The sequence below is a fragment of the Gordonibacter pamelaeae 7-10-1-b genome, from assembly GCF_000210055.1.
GTDB classification, from domain to species: Bacteria; Actinomycetota; Coriobacteriia; order Coriobacteriales; family Eggerthellaceae; genus Gordonibacter; species Gordonibacter pamelaeae.
In genome coordinates this window covers 811,628-828,887 of record NC_021021.1, presented here as the reverse complement: position 1 = coordinate 828,887, position 17,260 = coordinate 811,628, and the positions used below count along the sequence as shown (strand labels likewise).

The 17,260-nt window shown below is 62.1% G+C and carries 16 protein-coding genes, 1 tRNA gene and 1 other RNA gene; 16 read left to right on the top strand and 2 right to left on the bottom strand.

The features are described from left to right. Window positions 1–344 precede the first annotated feature (344 nt). The 4 genes from GPA_RS03935 (at window position 345) to GPA_RS03925 (ending at window position 2,770) form a co-directional block, all read left to right on the top strand. Entirely contained in the window at window positions 345–1,598 is a 1,254-nt protein-coding gene (locus GPA_RS03935; RefSeq protein ID WP_015539001.1) for a radical SAM/SPASM domain-containing protein, read from the top strand. 211 nt (window positions 1,599–1,809) lie between these two features. Further along, a complete protein-coding gene (locus tag GPA_RS17900) occupies window positions 1,810–2,340 on the top strand; it encodes a hypothetical protein (RefSeq protein WP_156790919.1) in 531 nt (176 codons plus the stop codon). Between the two features lie 8 nt (window positions 2,341–2,348). Continuing rightward, window positions 2,349–2,594, top strand: coding sequence for a helix-turn-helix domain-containing protein (locus GPA_RS03930; protein WP_015539000.1), 246 nt, complete (start codon window positions 2,349–2,351; stop codon window positions 2,592–2,594). 100 nt (window positions 2,595–2,694) lie between these two features. Further along, window positions 2,695–2,770 (top strand) — tRNA-Ala (locus tag GPA_RS03925). Window positions 2,771–2,825: 55 nt separating this feature from the next. Here the strand turns inward: GPA_RS03925 and GPA_RS03920 are convergent. Beyond that, window positions 2,826–4,178 (bottom strand): RNA-binding domain-containing protein, encoded by a 1,353-nt coding sequence (locus GPA_RS03920; RefSeq protein WP_227155544.1) that lies wholly within the window; start codon window positions 4,176–4,178, stop codon window positions 2,826–2,828. 85 nt (window positions 4,179–4,263) lie between these two features. Beyond that, complete coding sequence (locus GPA_RS03915) at window positions 4,264–4,713, bottom strand: hypothetical protein (protein WP_041239018.1); 450 nt, start codon at window positions 4,711–4,713, stop codon at window positions 4,264–4,266. Between the two features lie 228 nt (window positions 4,714–4,941). Between GPA_RS03915 and GPA_RS03910 the strand changes: the two genes are divergently transcribed. The 12 genes from GPA_RS03910 to GPA_RS03860 all read left to right on the top strand — a co-directional run. Next, complete coding sequence (locus tag GPA_RS03910; RefSeq protein ID WP_015538998.1) at window positions 4,942–6,195, top strand: ammonia-forming cytochrome c nitrite reductase subunit c552; 1,254 nt, start codon at window positions 4,942–4,944, stop codon at window positions 6,193–6,195. A gap of 273 nt (window positions 6,196–6,468) precedes the next feature. Next, complete coding sequence (cgr1, locus tag GPA_RS03905) at window positions 6,469–7,236, top strand: cytochrome c-type protein Cgr1 (protein WP_041240042.1); 768 nt, start codon at window positions 6,469–6,471, stop codon at window positions 7,234–7,236. A gap of 269 nt (window positions 7,237–7,505) precedes the next feature. Then, the gene (locus tag GPA_RS03900; RefSeq protein ID WP_041239017.1) at window positions 7,506–8,171 is read left to right on the top strand and encodes a cytochrome c maturation protein CcmE domain-containing protein; all 666 of its coding nucleotides are present in this window, start codon (window positions 7,506–7,508) and stop codon (window positions 8,169–8,171) included. Between the two features lie 67 nt (window positions 8,172–8,238). Continuing rightward, window positions 8,239–10,470, top strand: coding sequence for a heme lyase CcmF/NrfE family subunit (locus GPA_RS03895; RefSeq protein WP_015538996.1), 2,232 nt, complete (start codon window positions 8,239–8,241; stop codon window positions 10,468–10,470). A 6-nt stretch (window positions 10,471–10,476) separates the two neighbouring features. Further along, window positions 10,477–11,202 carry an ABC transporter ATP-binding protein gene (locus GPA_RS03890; RefSeq protein ID WP_015538995.1) on the top strand — a complete coding sequence of 242 codons (726 nt, stop codon included), beginning with the start codon at window positions 10,477–10,479 and terminating at the stop codon, window positions 11,200–11,202. Between the two features lies 1 nt (window position 11,203). Beyond that, window positions 11,204–11,956 carry a heme exporter protein CcmB gene (locus GPA_RS03885; protein ID WP_015538994.1) on the top strand — a complete coding sequence of 251 codons (753 nt, stop codon included), beginning with the start codon at window positions 11,204–11,206 and terminating at the stop codon, window positions 11,954–11,956. Window positions 11,957–11,967: 11 nt separating this feature from the next. Then, window positions 11,968–12,738 carry a cytochrome c biogenesis protein gene (locus tag GPA_RS03880; RefSeq protein ID WP_015538993.1) on the top strand — a complete coding sequence of 257 codons (771 nt, stop codon included), beginning with the start codon at window positions 11,968–11,970 and terminating at the stop codon, window positions 12,736–12,738. Between the two features lie 87 nt (window positions 12,739–12,825). Continuing rightward, window positions 12,826–13,011 carry a hypothetical protein gene (locus GPA_RS03875; RefSeq protein WP_015538992.1) on the top strand — a complete coding sequence of 62 codons (186 nt, stop codon included), beginning with the start codon at window positions 12,826–12,828 and terminating at the stop codon, window positions 13,009–13,011. A 110-nt stretch (window positions 13,012–13,121) separates the two neighbouring features. Continuing rightward, entirely contained in the window at window positions 13,122–13,949 is an 828-nt protein-coding gene (locus tag GPA_RS03870; RefSeq protein ID WP_015538991.1) for a UTP--glucose-1-phosphate uridylyltransferase, read from the top strand. Window positions 13,950–14,230: 281 nt separating this feature from the next. Then, on the top strand, window positions 14,231–16,009 hold the full coding sequence (gene aspS, locus GPA_RS03865) for an aspartate--tRNA ligase (protein ID WP_015538990.1): 1,779 nt from the start codon (window positions 14,231–14,233) through the stop codon (window positions 16,007–16,009). Window positions 16,010–16,251: 242 nt separating this feature from the next. Beyond that, window positions 16,252–16,343, top strand: an RNA gene (gene ffs, locus GPA_RS17285) — signal recognition particle sRNA small type. Between the two features lie 202 nt (window positions 16,344–16,545). Continuing rightward, window positions 16,546–17,260, top strand: a 715-nt coding sequence (locus tag GPA_RS03860; RefSeq protein WP_083808905.1) for a VTT domain-containing protein, incomplete at its 3' end; no start/stop codon positions are given.

Here is a 17,260-nt window from a genome sequence, read left to right as displayed (position 1 = left end):
GGGGGGGGTTCTTTGCATGATCTCATCGTGATCGCCCCTTTCCGATGCGGGAGGCCGAACGCGCCGTCGCGGTGCGGTAGCGGGTCGCCTCGATAGCGTTGCTGGGGTAATGTATCATACTATATTAATCATTAAACGATAAATAGCGAACGGAAGCCGAGTTGTAGCGAACGGCATTGCGCGGCTCGATTCCGCCTCGATTCTCCTTTGCGCAACTGCGCTTTTCGGCGGAACCAATCGACAAGCCATAATCGAACCTATAGAATAACGGTTGACGACGGGTGCGTATCTGCCGCTTGCCCTTTGAGAGACGGCGAGCGGATGGGGTGGCGCGAGGAGGCTTCATGAGGTTCAGTGACCAGGTGGTCGCGTTCGATTTCGCTGGCATTCCCATGGTCGGCAACATGAACACGGGGTATGCGATCGGCCTGACCGCCGAAGGGGCCGCTGTATGCGAGCGCCTGCTGCGGGAAGAGGTTGCGGAACCCGAGGTCGCCGCCGTCGATGCGGCGTTGCTCGAACACCTGGTTCGCGGCGGTTTCTTCAGCGACGAGAAGCCCGCCGACGCCGTGGTGTCCGCCTACCTGCACGTCACGCAGCGTTGCAACCTGTCCTGCGTGGGCTGCTACTCGTTCGACGACCAGCGCAACTGCCTGCCAGACGCCCCGCTGGAAGCCATCGAGCGCGCCCTCGACGAGCTGGCGGCCGCCGGTCTTGCCACGCTCATCATCTCGGGTGGCGAGCCGTTCCTGCGCGACGACCTGCCCGACATCGTGGCCTACGCGAAGCGTACCTGCGGCATCAAGTCCGTCACCGTGCTCTCGAACGGCACCTGCCTTGCCGAGGGGTCTCTGGCCGCGCTCGCGCCGAACGTCGACTGCGTCTCCATCTCGTTTGACGGCTGCTCGGCATCCGCCCCCGCCTATATCCGGGAAGAGCAGCGTTTCGACGAGCTGGTGGCCGCGGTCAAGGCCGTTCAGGCCGCCGGCATCCAGGCGCACATCATTCCCACGGTGCACAAGCGCAACATCGACGATTTGGCCGATTACGTCCGCCTGTCGAAAGACCTGGGCGCCACCTTGAACTTCAGCCTGCTCACGTGCGCGCCCGATGACGAGCTGGCCGCCCTGCTGCCGGATGAGGAGGCCCTGCGGAAGCTGGGCGCGAGCATCCTCACGCTGGACGGCGGCAAGCCGCTCGCCCTCATGGACGCCCCCGTGGGCCTGAACCTCACGGTGAAGAGGAACTGCGGCGCCGGCTATCGCGGCGTGAGCATCGCCGCCGACGGCACCGTCTATCCGTGCCATATGCTCCACCGCCCCGAGCTGGCGATGGGCAACGTCTTCGTCGGCACGCTTGCGGAGGCGCTGGAGAGCGAGGTTTCCGCACGGTGCCGCGCCCTGGATGCCGCCGACTTCGAGGGCTGCGCCACGTGCCGTTACGAGCGAATCTGCGGGGGAGGCTGCCGAGCCCGCTCGCTGTTCGCATCGGGCAGTCTGGAGTCGCCCGACTCCTACTGCGCGATGACCCTAGAGTTCTACGACCGTTTAGGAGCGGCCATGAAAGCCGCAATAGAAAACAAGAAAGGAGGTGCGTAATATGCTGTTTTACAGTGAGGCCGATCCGCGCTCGGTATGCTATCCCATTGGCATTGTCGGGGGTATTTGCATTGCCCCGGGCTTCTAGCCTCCATTTATTGAAAGCACGCCAAGTTGGACTCTGCAAAGTAGCAGGGTCCAACTTGTTATATTCTGTACTGTAGAGACTAAAGGTGATTATGTTTCTAGATGGTTTGTTAGGAGTATTGTAATGGTATGCGAAGACAAAGAAAAAGAAGAATCTTCACTATGTCGAATCAGGAAAGTTTGTAGATATATCAGTATTTTTGTCAAAATTGCTTTTGCTGTTTTTTGCATTTGCTGGCTAGTTGCAGCTGGCTTTATGGTTTTTTCCATATCGGGTCTCTTCTCTGAAGGAGTAGGCGCAAAAGTTATCATGCATTTATTGAGAGGTACGGTCATTGCGGTATTATTTATAATGCTGATTGGGGTATTCTCTGATGCTGCAAATGGCAGATCTCCTTTTACTCTCGAACAGGTAAAAAGACCGCGCATCATGGCTTTATCTTTACTTGTTTATGCAGTTCTCGAAGTGGCTTTTTCTGCCAGTTCCGTAATGATGCAGCTTGGCAGCATAAACTCGGGCTATTTTTCAACAAATGGCAGCGGAATTATTACCATAGATTTCGCTCCCTTTATCGCTGCAGCTGTAGTGTATGCCTTCTCATTCGTGTTCAAATACGGAGTTCTTCTACAAGAATTTTCTGATGATGTGATTTAGGCTTCGCCATGGCTATTCTTCTCGAGTTGGATTGCATCATGGCTGATCGCAAGATGTCGCTCAACGACCTTGCGGATAAAGTCGGCATCACCAACGTGAACATGTCGCGCATAAAGACCGGCAAGATCAAGGCCATTCGCTTCTCCACGCTCAACGCCATCTGCAAAGTCCTCGAATGCGAACCAGGCGACATCCTGAAATACCTCGACGACGATGACGATCCCGATCCCTCTGAAGAAGACGAGGGCATCTAGCCAAAAACCCGAACGTTCTATGAACATTTCAAATCCCCATTTGACAAATGCCCCCAATACCGGCAAAATAAGTCCTCGCGCGAGAGCGCACATAACCCGTGGGGATGTAGCTCAGCTGGGAGAGCATCACGTTCGCAACGTGGGGGTCGTGGGTTCGAATCCCATCATCTCCACCACGGAAACTAACGAGTCCTCGTCCCAAAGACGGGGGCTCGCCTTATATAGCCCGAATCAAGCTTTCCGGTATTTCCTGTCACGTGTCGTTCCCTCCGCAATGAGAAAGCCTTGCTTGACCATTGCCGCAAGATGACGTTGTGCCGTTTTCGATGAAGTTCCTGACATTTTTGACACTTCAAGAGAAGTTGCATATCCGAACCGATAAAGCATAAGCTCAATGGCGTCGTCCACGCTCTTCGCTTCGTTCTCGTCATATGACACCAATGCGATGTCCGCTTCGGCAAGTACTCTCTTTCGCACGGGAACGTACGCCCGAAAAACATCGCCTTCCACAAGCTCGGGCTCCCCATCCGAGTATGCTTTGGTGTACTTCACTAAGTTGTGCATGCCGCTACCTAGTCTATCGGCGCGTCCTATCTGAGAGAAGAAGTTGGCGATAACCGGATTTTTGGGCATAGGGGTGAAGTCGGCGAGGGTAATGCGCCCCTCGAAAAGTGATCTGCTGGCATTCTCGGTGCGAAGCCCGTCGTTGTCGATGATAAGCTTGGCAGGATAAGGGCTTTGGTACTCGCGATGAACGAGCAGGTTTGACACCACCTCGCGGACGATGATGTCGCGTGCGCTGACCGATTGCCCCTCTTCCAAATGGAACCTGTCGGGAAGGTTCCTCTGGGCAAATTCGAACAGAGTGTCGTATGCCTCGATAAGGTTCGTTTTGATTATCAGCCGATCATCGTAGCGATCGAGGTTCTCTTTGCGCACAATTGCATCTGTTCCGTACGCTGGGCAAATATCGGATATGGCTTCATCGGTTCCCAGCAATAGCGCGGCAGCAAGCGTGTAACCCTCCTCGCCGGTTTCCCTGTCCCGAAGGTAAAGGCTCGAACTGCGCAAAAGCTCTTCGTCGGACATTTCTCCCCAAGGGTGTCTCGGAGCTCTCAATAGCGCCATTTTCCGTACACGGTCAATGAGGTCGGCTCGAAGATCATCTTTGCTCAGGAATCGGTAGACTTTCCTCTCTGAATAATGATTGCGCTTGCGCATGTAGAGCCCTGCCACCTGATCATCGCTCGTGATTTTGATGTCCACGTCTGCCATGCGGTCGTAAACGTCACCTTTGTAGCGGTACACAGCAGGCCCCATAGGAACCCAGATGCGAAGAACCATTTTTCCTTCGTACTCGATTGTCTCAAATTCGAGGGATGGGGTCAGGTTGAATGCGTTCGGGTTTGACACGACGTTGATGATATTACGTTGTATGGATAATTCAGCTTGCCTTGGCACCCCCGATACAGTGCGATCATCTTGAACGCCAAGGAAGATGCTGCCGCCCTGACGGTTCGCGAACGAGCAAATGGGTTTCAAAGGTGTCTTTTTCAGGCTGATTGCCGCATCGCTTGAACTCAACCGTTAATCCTTCGCCTTTGGAAAGATGTCGCTCGAACTCGGATTGGTCCATTCGGGATCCCTTCACTTGTTTCGAGACATTTTATCATTTCGGGACATGTTTCGGGACATGTTTCGGGACATTTCTCATAAGCGAAAGGCAGATCAACATTTTACTTATTAAAACATCGGGATGGTACACGCCAACGACTCCTATGGTCAGCAGCGCGTCGGCGTCGGACAGACCGGCGAAAACCCGAGGGGAGGCGGCGCACTCCCGCTTCAGAAAACTCTCCGTCAACTCGGGGTCTAATTCCGATATGTCGGATCCCCCGACCATTTGAGCGTCGTATTTCGGCTGCTGGCGCTCCTCGATGAGCCGGTCTACCTCGTATCGGGACAGCTTTCTATCGCCTTCCCCCATTCTCACGAACGCGCCGTCGTAAGGGCCGCGCGCCTTGACGTAGCACGGCTTTAGGTAGGGTGCCGTCTCGGGAACGTCGGCTACGACGATCATCGATCCCTCGAAGTCCTCGATGCGAACGTCCGCGCGCACGGGCGGCTCCAACAAGCGAAAGTCACACCATTTTAGTTGCTAAAGTAATTGCGATTCTTCGCTTGCGAGATTGGCCGACCGCTGACCTGCAAAGGGCCGAGGCGGGTTTTTCCCTATCCCGTTCGTGGGAATTCCCGACGGGGGAATTTCGGCTCATCATTCCCCGTTTGAAAAGTGTATATTTCGTGAAGGAGAGATCTATTGAAGGTCGAAGGGAGGAGATGCTTGATGAAAGCCATCTTTGCGAGCAAGAAGACGAGATTAGGGCTTTCCCTCACCTGCATCTGCGTTCTGGTCATGGGGTTGGCGGCGTGCGCGCCCCAGCAGCCAAGCGAAGATGCGAACAAGGGAGCAGAATCCGTGGTGGACTTCAAAATCCCCGCGGCGAACGAGAACGGCATCATCACCGCTGATGCGTGGCAGGAAGTGTACCCCGACGAGTACGCCACGTACAAGCAGAACGAAGAGAACAAGGATCCGGGCGATTACACGCAAATCTATCCGCAGATCCAGACCATTTGGGCCGGCTCGGCCTTCTCGAAGTTCTACGCCGAGCCGAACGGGCATGTCTATTCGCTGACCGACATCAACGAGACGGGGCGCAACCCCAAGACGGCGAACTGCCTGACGTGCAAGTCGTCCGAGTTCATCCTGAAGCAGAATGCCGACCCCACGCTGAACACGTCGGACATTCAGGCGATGAAGGCTCAGGTCTCCGAGCCCATCAGCTGCTACGACTGCCATGAGAACAGCCCGGCCGAAGGCGCCAAGGCCATCCGCCAGTTCTTCGTGAACGCGGTGGGCGACGACGCGAGCAAGGTGCCCGAGGGCGCCATGTCCTGCGGCCAGTGCCACAACGAGTACCTGTTCCCGAACGAGAACAAGTCGGCCGAGAACCCGTGGAAGGGCCTCGCCGAGGCCACGCCGGAGAAGGTGCTGGCGTACGAGAACTCCATCAACTACGTCGACCACACGAACCCGACGAACGGCACGAAGCAGCTCAAGGTGCAGCACCCCGAGTTCGAGACGATGTACGGCGGCGACATGGCCCCCATGGCCAAGCAGGGCTACAGCTGCTCCGACTGCCACATGGGCACGACGAAGAACGCTGACGGCAAGGAGTTCGACAACCACAACTGGTCGAGCCCGCTTGACAACGAGGAGCTCATCGCCAACGACTGCTCGCAGTGCCACGCCGACATCAAGGCCGAGGTCGCCGCGAAGCAGAAGGTTGCCATCGACCGCGTCAACAGCATCGGCAACAAGCTGGTCACGCTGAACAACAAGCTCTCCGAGATCGTTGCGAACGGCTCGATGGGCGAGGATCAGCTGAACAAGCTCCGCGACCTCAACCGCACGGCTCAGTTCTACTGGGATTGGGTCATGGTAGAGAACAGCGATGGCGCTCACAACTCCGCGCTTGCCCAGGACACGCTCAACAAGTCCGAGGCAGCGGTGGATCAAGCTCTGGCACAGATCTAAACGAAACGCGACCGGTCTCTCCGCCGCGCTGGGGAAGGGAAGGCGCCTGCTTTCCCTTCCCGGCGTATTGCACCAAAACTCGGCCGCAACGGGCGTGCCTCACACGAAATTGGGGGCAAAACGGGCTAATTCCCCCCAAATGGGTGATAGGCGCAACGTCGGCCGAGGGCTAGTATGCATGAGGTAACGTGCTCGTGCCGAGGGTCGGGCGGGAAACCCGCGAACCAACCGGACGCACGGGCAATCGAGGATGCAAGAAAGGGGGTTATGGAGATGAGCGAAGAGGAAACCAAAGTGGAAGCCGCCACCGAGGCAGCCGCGACCGAGGACTCCACGACCGATGTGGAAACCACGGACGAAGCCGTGAAGGCGGAAGGCGCCGAAGCCGGCGAGGCCGCTCCCAAGAAGAAGGGGAAGAAGTGGCCGATCGTCGTCGGCGTCGTGGCGGTTGTTCTGATTGCAGCCGGTGCCGGCTTCTGGGTTTGGCATGAGCAGCCGAGCTTCTGCAACGCTATTTGCCACACGCCGATGGATCCGTATCTGCCGACGTACGAGGCGGAGCCGGGCCAGGCGGCCGTGGACAAGTGGGGCAACGACGTTGAGGACGCCAGCAGCATGATGGCTGCGGCGCACCGCGTCTCGAAGGATCAGGGCGGCGCCGAGGCCACGTGCATGAGCTGCCACGTTCCGACGATCGGCGAGCAGGTGGCCGAGGGCATGGCATGGATCACGGGCAACTACTACTACCCGCTCGAGGAGCGTGACGTCGACCAGCTGGTCGAGGCACGCGGACTGGAGAGCGGCGACGAGTTCTGCCTGAACGAGTCCTGCCACAATCTCACGCGCGAAGACCTGAAGCAGGCGACGTCCGAGCTGGGGCAGTACAACCCGCACCAGCCGCAGCATGGCGAGCAGGAGTGCAGCAGCTGCCACAAGGCACACCGCGCGTCGGTGAACGCCTGCACGCAGTGCCACAGCGAGTCCTACGTGCCGGAAGGCTGGCTGACGTACCAGCAGGCCAACAAGCTTAACGCAGCGTAAGGTTCGCCAGCACAAAGAGGCGTCTTCGGACGCAACCGCATAACGAAGAGGGAGCCCGCCTCAAGCGTCTTGCTTGGACGGGCTCCCTCTTCAAAGGCTCGATGAACGGAAACGGCGGGCGGAGCCCCGTGGCCGGCGGGGGTTTGCACCGCGCCGAGCGGGGAAATCCCGTGGCGACATGGTGAATCTTTGAATTCACCGTGCTTCCGTTCCTCGGAACTTTGGGGTACGTGACAATTGGGCGTAAGACTCTTGAGGAGGAGGCGAGCGTGAACACGAAAACGAAGCGGCGGCTCGTGGTGGTCACCGGTATCATCGTCATCGTGCTGGTCGTTGTCTTGGCCGTCGTCGGGGGCAGCTCGTCGGCGAAGTCCGTGACGATAGCCGATATGGCGAACGGGCAGTACGCCGACCAGAAGGTCCAGGTGTCGGGCAACGTGGTGGAGAACTCCTTCTCCACGGAGGACAATGTGCTCACGTTCGATATGTACGACCCGTCGGGCGATCAGACGCAGTACCTGCGCGTCAAGTACGAGGGAGGCGTGGCAGCCACCTTCGGCAACGACGTCACGGCCATCTGCACGGGCAAGGTGGGTGCAGACGGCGTGCTGCATGCGACCGAGCTCGTGACGAAGTGCCCGTCGAAGTACGAGAATTCCAGCAACGCGCTCGGCGTGGCGCAGCTTGCGGAATACGGCGACAGCGTTCTGGACAAGCCGGTGAAGGTGACCGGCACGGTGAAGGACGGCACGCTTGCCGCGGCAGGGCAGGGCGACCGCTTCGTCCTCGTGGACGCGGAGGGCGCGCCCGAGCTGTCCGTGCTGTTCGACGACGCGCTGTCCGACGAGGTGAGGGACGGCTCCACGCTCGTGCTCACCGGCTCGCTCAACGAAGACGGGAAGTTCCATGCCACCGAGGTCTCGCTCGCGGAATAGCATGCGCGGCCCGGCCATCTCATAAGCTTGGCGGCCGCGCACGCGGCCGCAACGAAGGGATACCTACATGTCAATATTCGGTCTGATTGGACTGCTCATCTCGTTTGCGGCCGTCATCGTGTCGATCATCTGCCTTGTGGCGGGCGCGATTGCGGGGCGCAAGCGTGCGAGCGGCGTGGCGGAGACGCTCACCTGGGGCGGCCATGTGGCGGCCCTCGTGTCCGCCGTGGGGCTCACGGCGTGCTGCGGCATCCTCGTGTACTGCTTCATGACGGGCGACACGTCCATCGAGTACGTGGTGCGCTACCACAGCAACGCGGCGGGCGCCGATGCGTGGCTCTACCAGCTGGCGGGCCTGTGGGCCGGCCGCGAGGGCTCGCTTCTGTTCTGGGCCTGGCTCATCTCGCTGTTCAACTCCGTGGTGGCCGTGCGCAACCTGAAGCGGCAGGAGAAGCTCGATTCCATGGCGCTGCTCGTGGCGCAGATCGTGCTGGCGGCGTTCGTGGGCGTCACGTTGTTCTCCGAGAGCAACATGCCGTTCACGGCCCTGGCCGCCCAGTACCTCGACGCATCGGGCAACCTGCGCGGCGAGGCGGCGCTCTGGGGCATGAACACGCTCTTGGAGCACTGGGCCATGGCCATCCACCCGCCCACGCTGTTCGTGGGCTACGCCGGCCTCACCATCCCGTTCGCCTACGCCATCGCGGCCATCATCGTGAACGATTCCTCGAAGGCGTGGGTCGTGCGCTCGCAGCGCTACGCGCTGTTCTCGTGGCTGTTCCTGGGCATCGGCATCGGCTTGGGCGCCGTGTGGGCCTACGTGGTGCTCGGCTGGGGCGGCTACTGGGGCTGGGACCCCGTCGAGAACGCGAGCCTGCTGTCATGGCTCGTGGGCGTGGCGCTCATCCACAGCTTCACCGTGTACCGCCAGCGCGGCGCGTTCAAGCGCTGGTCGGTCATGTGCGCGTGCCTCACGTTCGCGTTCGTCATCGTGGGCACGTTCATCTCGCGCTCGGGCCTCGTGCAGTCCGTGCACGCGTTCGAGGGCGACAACGTGTCGCTCGTGCTGTTCGGCGGCCTGATCGCCGCGTCGGTGCTGGCCGGCATCGTGGGCCTCATCGTGCGTTGGAAGTCGTTCGGGCCTGCCAAGGCGGGCGGCGACGACATCTCCAGCATGATGTCGAAGGATGCGGCCTACTACTTCAACAACCTCATCATGATCGTGTTCACCCTCATGCTCACGTTCATGACCATCGCGCCGGCGCTGCCGTTCAACCTGAAGTTCTCCACGGGAACCTACGACGCCATCGCGCGTCCCCTGGGCATCCTGTACCTCATCGTGCTCACGGCGTGCCCGCTGCTGTCGTGGGGCAAGACCGAGGGGAAGCAGTTCTGGAAGCGCGCCCGCATCCCCGGCGCCTGCGCGCTCGTGCTGTTCGCGGTGCTCATGTTCTACTACGCTACGTACCTGCTGCCCAGCTACCAGGCGAACGTGGCGTACTACCAGGAGCTGGCGGCGCAGGGCAGCGTCTCGGCCTCCGAGATGCTCTCCACGCTGGGGCCGGCCTGGTACTACAACGGCCTGACGGTCGTGGGCCTGCTCGTGGCCAGCCTGCTGCTGTTCAACTCGCTGTTCATGCTGGGCCGCGGTATCCGCGCCTACCGCGAGAAGCACGGCGGCAACGTGTTCGGCGCCGCGTTCGGCATGCTGGCGAACCGCGCCGCCTCGTTCGGGGGCTTCGTGTCGCACCTGGCCATGGCCGTGATCCTGGTGGGCCTGATCGGCTCGTCCATGTTCGTGACCGAGCGCGTGGGCTACGTGGGCTACGACGAGGCCACCGATTCGACCACCGAGGACTTCACCATCCAGGACTTCACGCTGAAGTACACGTCGAACACCATCGAGGAGATGGCGAACGGCGATGATATCCTGTATACCGTGAACTACGACGTGTTCAAGGACGGCGAGTTCGTGGGCTCCGTGTCGCCGGCCGTGCAGCTGGTGCAGTCCACCCAGCAGCAGAAACTGGTGGCGGGCGTGATCTCGTTTCCCACGGAGGACCTGTTCGTGGTCTACAAGGGCGTGAACACCAACGGCGACTTCTCCATGGACGTGCGCGTGAACCCGCTCATCACGCCCGTGTGGGTGGGCTTCGGCCTGCTGATGCTGGGCGTGCTGATAGCCACCGCCGGCCGCCGCGGCGCGAAGCGCGGCAAGCAGGCGGAGGAGGTTTCCGACGATCTGCCGCGCGAGGATTCGGCGGCGAAAGTCGACGAGAAGAAGAGAGAAGAGGCGTAACGCGCCATGGAAGCTGTGGCTGAGCCTGCGATCGAAACCAAGAAGCTCTCGAAGGTGTTCGGCAATCGCAAGGCCGTCGACAACGTGACCATCGAGGTGCCGCAAGGGGCGTTCCTGTCCATCTTCGGCCCGAACGGGGCGGGGAAGACCACGCTTCTGCGCGTGCTGTCCACGCTGTCGCGCGCCACGTCCGGCAAAGCCACGCTCATGGGCGTGGACCTGAAGGAGGAGCCCGACCGCGCGCGCGACCATATCGGGCTCATCTCGCACAACTCGATGCTCTACCCGGACCTCACGGCCGAGCAGAACCTCATGATCTACGCGCGCCTCTACGGGGTGGTCGACCCCGAGGCGCGCGTCATGGAGCTGTTGGAGGCGGTGGAGCTGAAGCACCGCCGCCTCGACGTGGTGCGCACGTTCTCGCGCGGCATGACGCAGCGCCTCTCCATCGCCCGCGCGCTCATCCACGACCCGGACGTCGTGTTTCTGGACGAGCCGTACTCGGGCCTCGACCCGCATGCGGTGGAGATATTCGACGAGCTCATCGAGCGGCAGCGCGAGGGCCGCACGTTCGTCATGGTGAGCCACGACCTGCAGAAGGGCTTCGCCATGTGCACGCACGCGCTCGTGCTGGCGCGCGGCCGCGTGGTGGCGTTCGACCAGAAGGACGCGTTCGACTTCGACGAGTTCGCGGCCCTGTACCGCTCGACCGTTGGCATGGGGGTGGCTTAAGATGGCGGCCGAGAAGGGCGCGACCGTGCGCACGGCGGGCGGCGTGGCGCTCAAGAAGCCCTCCACGTTCCAGCAGTACAAGACGCTTTTGCGCAAAGACCTGGAGCAGGAGTTCCGCACGAAGGAGATGCTCACCTCCATGGGCATCTACGCGCTACTGGTGATAATCGTCTACGGCGCGGCGCTCGCGCAGACCTCGCAGACCACCGACATCCTGCAGATGTCGGGCGGCCTGCTGTGGGCGCTCATCGTGTTCACGTCGCTTCTGGGCCTCAACCGCTCGTTCGCGCACGAGAAGGAGCAGGGCTGCCTGGAGGGCATCCTGCTCGTGCCGATGGACCGCTCGGTGGTGTTCCTGGCGAAGGCGACGTCGAACCTGCTGTTCCTGCTGGTGGTGGAAGTGGTGGCCGTGCCGCTGTTCTACTTCTTCTTCCTGACCACCACCACGCCCTCGGAGAGCTTCTGGCTGCTCGTGGTGCCGCTGCTCGTGGGCACCGTGGGCGTGGCGGGCATCGGCACGCTGCTCTCCACCATCACCATCAACACGCGCGGCAAGGACGTCATGCTGGCCGTGCTGTTCATCCCGCTGATCTTCCCGCTGCTGTACGCCTGCGTGTCGGCGACGACCGCGGCCATCGTGGGCGCGGAGGGGTACGCGGACGTGATGCTGACGTCGCTGGCGCTTGCGGGCGGCTACGACGTGATCATGATCCTCGCATCGTGGGTTCTGTACGATTTCGTGATTAGCGCTTAGAGAGGAGCCGTATGACTGGGGAAACGAAAAAGGCGCCCAAGCTTCCGGAGGCGGGCCAGTGGCCCGACCGGATCGCGCCGGCGGTGCTCGTGGCGGGCATCGTGCTGTCGACGATCGGCTTTCTGCTGGCGTTTCTGTGGGCCTCGCCCGTGAACGGCGCCGCGGTGAACGGCGTCGAGATGATCGGCGGGCAGATGGTCACGAACGTGCTGCTGCTGTCGCAGAAGATCTTCTACTTCCACATGCCGGTGGCCATCACGTCGTTCGCGGCGCTCGCGTTCGCGGGCTACTACGCGGTGCGCTTCCTCATGACGAAGAACCGCCGTTTCGACACCTGCTCGAAGATCGCGATGGAGGTCGCCCTGCTGTTCGTGGCCTGCACGATGATCACGGGAGACCTGTGGACGCGCTTCGAGTGGGGCGTGTGGTGGACGTGGGATCCGCGCCTGACCACGTACCTCATCCTCATGCTCATCATCATTGCCTACTTCATCCTGCGCAACGCCATCGACGAGCCCGAGCGGCGCGCCACCTACGGTGCCGTGCTCGCCATCATCGCGCTCATCGACGTGCCCATCTGCTTCATGGTGACGCGCCTCATTCCCTCGAGCATCCACCCCGTGGTGGTGCGCGAGGGCGGCATGTCGGGCGACATGGGCATCACGCTCATGTTCTGCCTGGCCGGCATCGCCATGGTGGGTTTCGCGCTGTATCGCCTCCGCTTCCGCCAGGTGCGCCTGACCGAGCGGGTGGAGGCCCTGAAGGAGCAGTTGGAGGACTGAGGTTCCGCCGTTCTGCCGAACGGCTCGACGCTGCGAAGCGCCTCGCCGACGTTGAAACGACCTATGAGTTGAGAAGGAGATTGACCTATGAATCCGGTTCTCGTTGAGATTTACAGCACCGTTGCCCCGTCCATGCCGTTCATCATCGGCGCGTACGCGCTCATGTGGGTGGCCATCCTGGTGTACGCGCTCATCATCATGTTCGGCTTCAAGAAGGCCGAGAAGCAGATGGCCGTGCTGGAGGAGGCCCTGGCCGAGCAGCAGGGCAGGTAGCCGTCTGATGACGGCCTGTCCGCTCGTGCTACAATAGCCCAAGCGATTTTCACGAGGCGCCGCAGGATCGCGGCGCCTCTTCTGTTGTCCGAGAAGAAAGGTTTCCGTCCATGAAGGCTCTCATTCCCGCGGCCGGCCTCGGCACGCGCTTCCTGCCTGCCACGAAGGCCCAGCCCAAGGAGATGCTGCTCGTCGTCGACCGTCCGGCCATCCAGTACGTGGTGGAGGAGGGCCTGGCGTCGGCCGCCGACGAGGTGGTCATCATCAACAGCCGCGAGAAGAAGGCCATCGAGGAGCACTTCTCGCCGAACCCGGAGCTCGTGGCCACGCTGCGCGCCCGTGGCAAGGACCAGTACGCCGACCTCGTGGAGAAGGTGGGCGCCTACAACGTGAGCTACGTGTACCAGGACGAGGCGCTGGGCCTGGGGCATGCCGTGCGCTGCGCGGCCGAGAAGACCGGCGACGAGCCGTTCTACGTGCTTCTGGGCGACGTGCTGGTGCCCGACAACCAAATGCTGCCCCGCATGCAGGAGGTGTCCGACGCGCACGGCGGCGCGAGCGTCATCGCGGTCATGCCCGTGCCGGACGACCAGGTGAGCCGCTTCGGCGTCATCGCGGGCGCGGCCGTTGAGGGCGAGGACGACGTGTGGAAGGTGGATGCGCTGGTGGAGAAGCCGGCGCTCGAGGACGCGCCGTCGAACCTGGCCGTGTTCGGTCGCTACCTTTTGAGTGCCCGGGTGATGGAGCTTCTGGCCGACGTGCGGCCCGGCGTGGGCGGCGAGATTCAGCTCACCGACGCGCTCGACGCCGTGCTGCGCGAGGAGGAGATGTACGCGCTCGTCATCGACCCCGCCGACGGCTTCGACACCGGCACCGTGGAGAGCTGGCTGGAGACGAACAACATCTTGTTCCGCCGTTCTGCCGAACGGCGGAACTAGCCGACGCTGCGGCCGGCCGAGGCACCCCGCCTTCGCGCGATCCCGGAGGTTCGCGTACCAAGGTACGCTTCGCCTCCGCGATCCCGCGAATTCGGGGCACCTCGGCCGGCCTCGCTGACTTACTACGCCAACCTGGCGGTGAGCGGCGCATTTTGCATGGAGCGACAAGGGAATATGACGTTTCGCGATAAACCTGCTGTACAATAAACCAGTTTGAGCAATTCCGCCGCCTGTGTGCGGCGGATACCGATAGCGGCGTCAAGGAGCAAGGAACTGCCATTATGACGGACTTCATGAACGAATACTGCATGCACACCGCCACGTGCGGCGAGCTGCGCCGCGGCGACGTGGGCCGCGAGGTCGTGCTCACGGGCTGGGCGTGGCACAACCGCGACCACGGCGGCCTCATCTTCATCGACCTGCGCGACCGCGCGGGCTACACGCAGGTGGTCGTCGACCCCGATTGTGTGAGCGCCGACGACTTCGCGAAGGCCGAGCACCTGGGTCGCGAGTACGTGCTGAAGATCGCGGGCACGGTGCGCGAGCGCGGCGCGGAGGCCGTCAACCCGAACATGGCCACGGGCGAGATCGAGGTGCTGGCGAAGTCCGTCGAGGTTCTGAACACGAGCGTCACCCCGCCGTTCTCCATCGAAGACGGCATCGAGACGGATGAGACCACGCGCATGAAGTGGCGCTACCTCGATATCCGCCGCCCCGAGATGTACCAGGCCCTGCACCTGCGCCACACGGTGGCCCAGGCCATGCGCGGCGCGCTCAACGAGCGCGGCTTCCTGGAGGTGGAGACGCCCATCCTGGCGAACTCCACGCCCGAGGGCGCGCGCGACTACATCGTGCCGAGCCGTCCGAACCCGGGCCGCTTCTACGCGCTGCCGCAGAGCCCGCAGCAGTTCAAGCAGATGCTCATGGTGGGCGGCATCGAGCGCTACTATCAGATCGCCCGCTGCTTCCGCGACGAGGACCTGCGCGCCGACCGCCAGCCCGAGTTCACGCAGGTGGACATCGAGATGGGCTTCGTGCAGGGCGAGGACGTGATGAACCTCATGGAGGACGTCATGGCCGAGACGCTGGCCGCCGTGGGAGTGGAGCATGCGTTCCCCTTGCAGCGCATGCAGTACCGCGAGTCCATGGACCGCTTCGGCAACGACCGTCCCGACACGCGCTTCGGCATGGAGCTCGTGGACATCACCGACATCGTGAAGGACACGGGCTTCAAGGTGTTCTCGAGCGTGGCGCAGTCCGGCGGCGTGGTGAAGGCCATCAACGCGAAGGGCGCGGGCGACTGGAGCCGCGGCGACGTGGAGAAGCTGGCCGACATCGCGGCCGAGAACGGCGCGAAGGGCATGGCCTGGATCGCCTTCACCTCCGACGGCAAGGAGAAGAGCCCCATCATCAAGTTCTTCAGCGACGAGGAGTTCGCCGCGCTGAAGGAGGCCATGGACGTGGAGCCGGGCGACCTTCTGCTGTTCGCCGCCGACACCTACGAGGTGGCGAGCGCCGTGCTTTCCGCCCTGCGCCTGCACATGGCCGACGCGCTGAACGTGCCGCGCGAGGGCCATCAGCTGCTCTGGGTGGTGAACTTCCCCATGTTCCGCTACGACGAGGACGAGAAGAAGTACGCCGCCGAGCACCATCCGTTTACGCACGTGCTGGACGAGGACGTGGACAAGATCGAGAGCGACCCGCTGGCGTGCGGCAGCTACAGCTACGACCTCGTGATGGACGGCTTCGAGGTGGGCGGCGGCACCATCCGTATCCACAACGCCGACGAGCAGCGCGCCGTGCTGCGCACGTGCGGCCTCACCGACGAGGAGATCGACGAGAAGTTCGGCCACCTCATCCACGCGCTCGAGCTGGGCGCGCCGCCCCACGGCGGCATCGCGCTCGGCCTCGACCGCCTGGTCATGCTGCTGGGGGGCAAGGCATCCATCCGCGACGTCATCGCCTTCCCGAAGACGTCGAGCGCGTCCGACCCGATGACGGGCGCCCCGAGCGCCGTGACGGGCCGCCAGCTCAAGGAAGTGAACCTGCGCACGCTGTAGCGCTTGCACGCTCGGCAGGAACGCGGTGCAATCCTGCCAACGGCAGCGCCCGCCAGCGCGGGTGGTGCGTGTTATTTAGTTAAGCCGGTCATCCTTGGAGTGGGGGCCGGCTTTCCTATTTCTATCCTCATCATTTCTTCTAACACGTGAAAGCTATGTGCTTTTGGTTGCGCGCGAGGGTGGGAGAGGGCGCCCGCCCTCGCTTTCGACTATACTTAGGAACCGTATGAACCGAGTACTTCGGATGGGCCGGGCGGCGCCATGTTCCGAACCTGGTCAGGTCCGGGAGGAAGCAGCCATAAGGGACCGCTGGCGAGCGCCCTGCCTATCCGGGTTACTCGGTTCCGTCGGTCTGGCGACCGACGGAACGGCTCGACGCTGCGAAGGGCTGTGGCACCGAATCTTGCCCCTTTTACGCTTGCCCTCACGTGCCAAAGCACGCTCGGCCGCATGATGGGGCAAACTCCGGTACCACAGCCCTTCTCGCTGGCTGGCCGGACTGGTGGTTTGACAACCTGTGGCACTGAAGGGCGTACATGGACATCATCAATTTCTTCGTCGACCTGCTCAGCGATCCGCGCGGGGCCATTGCAGGCTGGATCATCGCGCTGGGGCCGGTGTGGGTGTACTCGCCGCTGTTCCTCATCGTGTTCGTGGAGACGGGGCTCGTGTTCTTCCCGTTCCTGCCGGGCGACTCGCTGCTGTTCGCGGCCGGCGTGTTCTCGGCCGACGGCGGGGGCTTGAACGTCTGGGCCACGCTCGTCGTGTTCTACGTCGCGGCCATCCTGGGCAATACGTCGAACTACTGGATCGCGCGGTTCTTCGGCACGCGCATCATCGACTCCGGCAAGGTGAAGGCGCTCACGCCCGAGCGCATGGCCAAGCTCGACCACTTCTTCGCGAAGTACGGCGGCCTGACCATCGTCATCACGCGCTTCATGCCGTTCTTCCGCACGTTCGCCCCGTTCATCGCCGGAACCGGCCACATGAACTTCGCGAAGTTCACGCTGTTCAACGTCATCGGCGGCGTGTCCTGGGTGAGCCTGTTCGTGCTGGTGGGGTACTTCTTCGGCGGCATTCCGGTCGTGCAGGAGCACTTCGAGGTCATCGTCCTGGGCATCGTGGCGGTGTCGGTGGCGCCGGCCATCATCGGAGCGGTTAAGGCCGCCCTGGGCTCCCGCAAGAAGAAGGCGGGCGACGGGCGCACGCAGGTCCAGGCCGAGATCGATGCCGACGTGGCCGAGGAGCGGG